We start from the raw sequence: 4,802 nt of genomic DNA, 5'->3' as shown, positions 1-4,802 counted from the left end.
GTCGTGATTGACTCGGTCAAAGAACTTCTCAAGATCGAGTTCCACGCACCAACGGTGACCCGCTACCACATGGACACGGGCTGTTTCGTATTGGGCTTTGGCTGTCATTGCGACCTCACCCCACTACGACGCCTCTATCCGCTTCCTGTACGTCAGGCCAGCATTTTGCCTCGGGCTTCCTTCAGATTCGCGGTCACCCGCGACACCCTTGCCTCTGGCTAACACTTCCCCTTGCCGGGTGTGTAGAGGACTTTCACCTCCAAGTCACCAGCGAGGCCACCACAGCCAAGCTGGTTGCGCTTGCGCGCAACGCGCCATGCCTGGCGCACAACGAAAAGGCCCTAGGTGAAAACCTAGGGCCTTTGTGTTTCCGGGCACATGTAGCAGGTCGCCTCAGGGCACCTGGTCGCCCTTGAGCAGACTCAGCAGCGCATCGGCATCCAGCTTGCCGCTGACCTCGCCGCCACTCAGCAAGCTGTCGGCGAGGTCGCGCTTTTGCCCGTGCAGGGCGACGATCTGCTCCTCGATAGTGTTCTCGGTGACCAATCGATAAATGGTCACCGGCCGCTGCTGGCCCATACGATGAGCACGGTCGCTGGCCTGATCCTCCACCGCGGGGTTCCACCAGGGGTCGAGGTGGATCACGTAGTCGGCGGCGGTCAGGTTGAGGCCGGTCCCACCGGCTTTCAGGCTGATCAGGAAGATCTCGCCGCTGCCGGTCTGGAAGGCATCCATGCGCGCTTGGCGCTCTTTCGGCGGAGTGGCGCCATCGAGGTACTGATAGCTGATGCCCTGCTCGTCGAGCCAGCCACGGATGATGCTCAGGTGGTCGACGAACTGGCTGAACACCAGGGCCTTGTGGCGGTTTTCCAGCAGTTCCTCGACGATTTCGGCAAAGGCGGCCAGCTTGCTGCCACTCAGGCCGCACTCGGGCATGACCAGGCTCGGGTGACAGCAGAAGCGGCGCAGGCGGGTGATCTCCGCCAGCACCTGCAGCGACTTGCCCGGCGCCGTGCTGCCCAGGGTATCCAGAGCCTGCTGGCGCAGGGCCTGGTACAGGTGCAGTTCCTCGCTGGACAAGGGTACCTTGTAGGTAATCTCGGTGCGCGGCGGCAATTCGTCGAGTACCTGGCTTTTCAGCCGCCGCAGAATGAAGGGCTGGATCAGGGCTTTCAACGCCTTGCGCGCACCCTGCTCGCCACGCTCGATCGGCGTGGAAAAGCGCTGGGCGAAACGCTCCTGGCTGCCGAGCAGGCCCGGGTTGATAAAGCGGAACAGGTTCCACAGTTCGCCCAGGTGGTTTTCCACCGGGGTGCCACTGGCGATCAGCTTGAAGTCGGCCTGCAGGGTCATCGCCGCTTGCGAGCGTTTGCTCTGGGAATTCTTGATCGCCTGGGCCTCATCCAGTACCACGCTGGTCCAGTGCTGACTGGCGAAGGCCTGGTTGTCCTGTTGCAGCAGGCCATAGCTGACGATCACCAGGTCCAGCGGTCCCAAGCCGTCGAGGTGACGGTTCTGCTGGTAGATGTGCAGCCTGAGCGTCGGCGCGAAGCGCGCGGTTTCCGCCTGCCAGTTGAGCGCCACCGAGGTCGGCGCCACCACCAGTTGCGGCCCGGCCGGTGCCCGGTGCAACAGCAGAGCCAGGGTCTGCACGGTTTTACCCAACCCCATGTCATCGGCCAGGCAGGCGCCGACGCCCCACTGGGCCAGGCGCGCCAGCCAGTCGAAGCCTTCGCGCTGATAATCGCGCAGCTCGGCCTGCAGAGTGCTCGGCAGCTGCGGCTGGAAGTGCTTGAGCGATTCGAGTTTGTCCAGGTGCGTTTGCCAGCCGGCATCGGCCTGAAATTCGCCGGCCTCTTGCGCCAGCCCCGCCAACAGCGGCGTGGTCAGCAGATTCAGACGCAGACCGTCATCGCCGACCCGATCAGCCAGATGGGCCAGTTCGTCCAGGCGCTTGCGCAGGCTATCGCTCAGGGCCAGCCAGTCCTGCTCGCCAAGCTTGAGGAAGCGCCCGGGGCTGGATTTGAGCAACTCCAGAAGCTGGCGCAACTGCAGCACTCGGCCATCGTCCAGCTGCACTTCGCCGCTGAGCACGAACCAGTCGCCCTGCTGCTTGAGCCCAAGCCTGAGCTGGCCCATGCCCGGCCTCGCCTTGATCCGCATGCGCTCGCCCTCCGGCCAGACGCATTGCAGCCAGTCACCCTCCAGTGCCTGCAACTCACTCAAGACCTGCAAAGCATCCTGCGGCTCGGCCAGTTGCCACTCCTGACCATCGCTGTCGGCCTGGGCTAGCGCTGGGCAGGCCTGCAACACCCGTTGCAACGAGGCGGATTCCGCGTGCAGGTCGCGACTGGCCTGTAGCGCTTTACCGTCCAGCTCACCGAGCACGTTCTCCAGCCCATGGCCGGGCTTGAACCAGCTGCTGCTGGCCAGCGGTCGCACCAGCAACTGCAGACGCAGGCCGGCCTCCAGCGGTAACAGGTGGGCATACAGGGTGCTGTCGGCGGCGATGCTGTCGAGATGACCGGCCAATTCGGGCAGGTCCGAGTGGATCGGCAACAGTGGCGCTATCGCACCGATGGCCTCGACCAGTTGCGCCTTGGCCGCTTGCGGCACGCTCAGGCCGTCGCCGACTATGTCGGCGATCTGGCGCAGCTCACGGCTGATCGGATAAACCAGCAGACGCGTCGGCGTCTCCTTGCGCAGCAGCACGCCTGGACTGCCCTGCACACCATTGGGTTCGAGCTTGAGGTGGATCTGCGTGCCCTGCGACTTGAGCTGCAGGCTGACCTGGCCGAGCAGCAGGTCGATCCGCACATCCGGCGCGTCGGCCCAGAACAAAGCCGGATGCCCGACCAGGCGGAGCACGGCCTGCTCGGCAGGCAATTCGTAGCGCGCCCCGCCATAGTAGTAATCGCTACCGAGCTGGATCTGACGAATGGCCTGGGTATCCTGCTCCAGGAGAAAATCCAGACTGTCGCCGTCCTCGAACAGGCGCTTGAGGGCCACGGCGCGGCCCTTGCTCCACTGGCCCTTGGCGCCGAGCTTCTGCTCGCGTGGCTCGACATTCAACTGATGAGGGTTGAAGGTGACGAACCAGGCCAGCCGTGCCGACTTCTGGGTCTGCCCAGGGTTCGTTTCGGTCCTGCCGGGCTTGAGCAGGGACAACGCCGTGAGTGCATGCTGCCAGGCTTCCTGGCGCTGGTAGATACTGAGCAGCGGCACCAGGCCGGCCAACTGATGCCAGTCCGGCTGGCGCCGCGGCTGGGCAAACTGCCGGGCCAGCAGGGCATCCAGCTCCTCACCGAGCCAGTGGTAACCCGCTTTCATGAGCTCATCGCGAAAGCCGCTGAGTCGCTCGCGCCAAACCGGCTCGCGTACCACCTCGGCATCCGCCCAGTACAACCCCAGGGCCAGCAGCAGGCCATCGAAGCCGTTGAACGTCAACGCCCCACTAAAATCCTGATCAGGCCGCCGGACACTGGCCTGTTGCTGCTCGACCAGCAGCTGCAGAGCCGGGTAAGCCCGGCCGTAATACTCTTTCAGGCCCAGGCTGACTGCCTGCTTGAGCGCCGGGTACAGCGGCTTGTCGGCACTGGCCAGCAACAGCAGGCAATAGAACCCGTTGAGTATCGGCGGCAGATCGACCTTGCGCTTCTTGCTTTGCCGCTTGATCGCCTGCATCCACTCCTGCATGGCCAGCAACGCTTGCGGATACTGGCCACGTAACACCTGCAGGATGAACTGCTGCATGAACGCCAGACCGCCCTCCCCCAGAGCTTCAAACTGCTGCCAGTCGCCACGCCATAAGGCCTGCAACATCAGCTGCAAGGCCAAATCCGGGCTGGCCGAAGAGCTCGCGAGCAAGGTCAGCCCCTGTCGATAGGCCTCTTCTGCCGGCCGCAGCTGCCAGTTCACCTGGCCCAGATAATCCTCCAGCAGCAGGCTCCTGACCTCATTCCTGAGCATGGCAAACACCTGCTTGCCCGGCTCGTCCGCCAGCAGCTGCTGGCAGGGCGACTCGCCGATCAGGCTATGGCGCAGCGAACTCGACTGCAGTAAAGCCAAACCCTGCCGTACCTCATCCGCCTGCCCGCCCAGAATGGCCAGCCACAGACTCAGCCGCTGGTTCGCCTGACTGGGTATATCCCAGGCGCTGCGCGGCGGTGCGATGCTGTTGCGCAGGGCAAGCAACCAGCTGTCTTTGCTGACGTCGCTATTGAGCTGCTGCAGCACCAGATTGCGCCGCTCAGGTGGCAAGCAATAGGGCTGTCCACCACCGCCTAGGCTGACCCAGTCGAGACGGTGCAGCATCGCCAGTATCTCGCTCAGCCCCGGGCCGTCCATGGCCCGGGTTGAGGAGCTGCGTACCCCTATCTCACGCAACTGCTCGAGCAAAGCGGTTTTATGCTTGCCCGGGAAGGACAGCGCCAGCACATAGAGCACCGCCTTGTAGGCATCCGGCAAGGCGGCAAGCCCGGAAGGGGTCGCGGGGGCGGGCATCGACAAACTCCAGCCTCAAAAAGAAAAAGTCAGGCGCGAGATATTAACAAACCACTCGGCTACGAGCTGAAGACTGCCTACGATTAGTTTTCCCTGCGCAAAGACAAACCCCCCACCTGCGCGAGCAGATGGGGGGTTTGGTTTTAGAAGCTTGACGATGACCTACTCTCACATGGGGAAACCCCACACTACCATCGGCGATGCGTCGTTTCACTACTGAGTTCGGGATGGGATCAGGTGGTTCCAACGCTCTATGGTCGTCAAGCAATTCGGGTGGTGCATCGTGCTGCTCTGATCGA

The 4,802-nt window shown here is 63.4% G+C and carries 2 protein-coding genes and 1 rRNA gene; 1 reads left to right on the top strand and 2 read right to left on the bottom strand.

The window, feature by feature from the left end; genetic code table 11:
- Positions 1-222 (top strand): hypothetical protein (locus BM315_RS25200; RefSeq protein WP_244527377.1); only part of this gene is annotated, 222 nt, incomplete at its 5' end.
- Between the two features lie 171 nt (positions 223-393).
- Here BM315_RS25200 and BM315_RS23885 read toward each other — a convergent pair.
- Positions 394-4,503, bottom strand: coding sequence for a DEAD/DEAH box helicase (locus tag BM315_RS23885; protein ID WP_090506151.1), 4,110 nt, complete (start codon positions 4,501-4,503; stop codon positions 394-396).
- A gap of 149 nt (positions 4,504-4,652) precedes the next feature.
- A 5S ribosomal RNA gene (rrf, locus tag BM315_RS23880) occupies positions 4,653-4,768 on the bottom strand.
- Positions 4,769-4,802 lie beyond the last annotated feature (34 nt).

This window comes from Pseudomonas borbori, assembly GCF_900115555.1.
Taxonomy (GTDB): Bacteria; Pseudomonadota; Gammaproteobacteria; order Pseudomonadales; family Pseudomonadaceae; genus Aquipseudomonas; species Aquipseudomonas borbori.
This window is presented reverse-complemented; position numbering and strand designations above follow the sequence as displayed.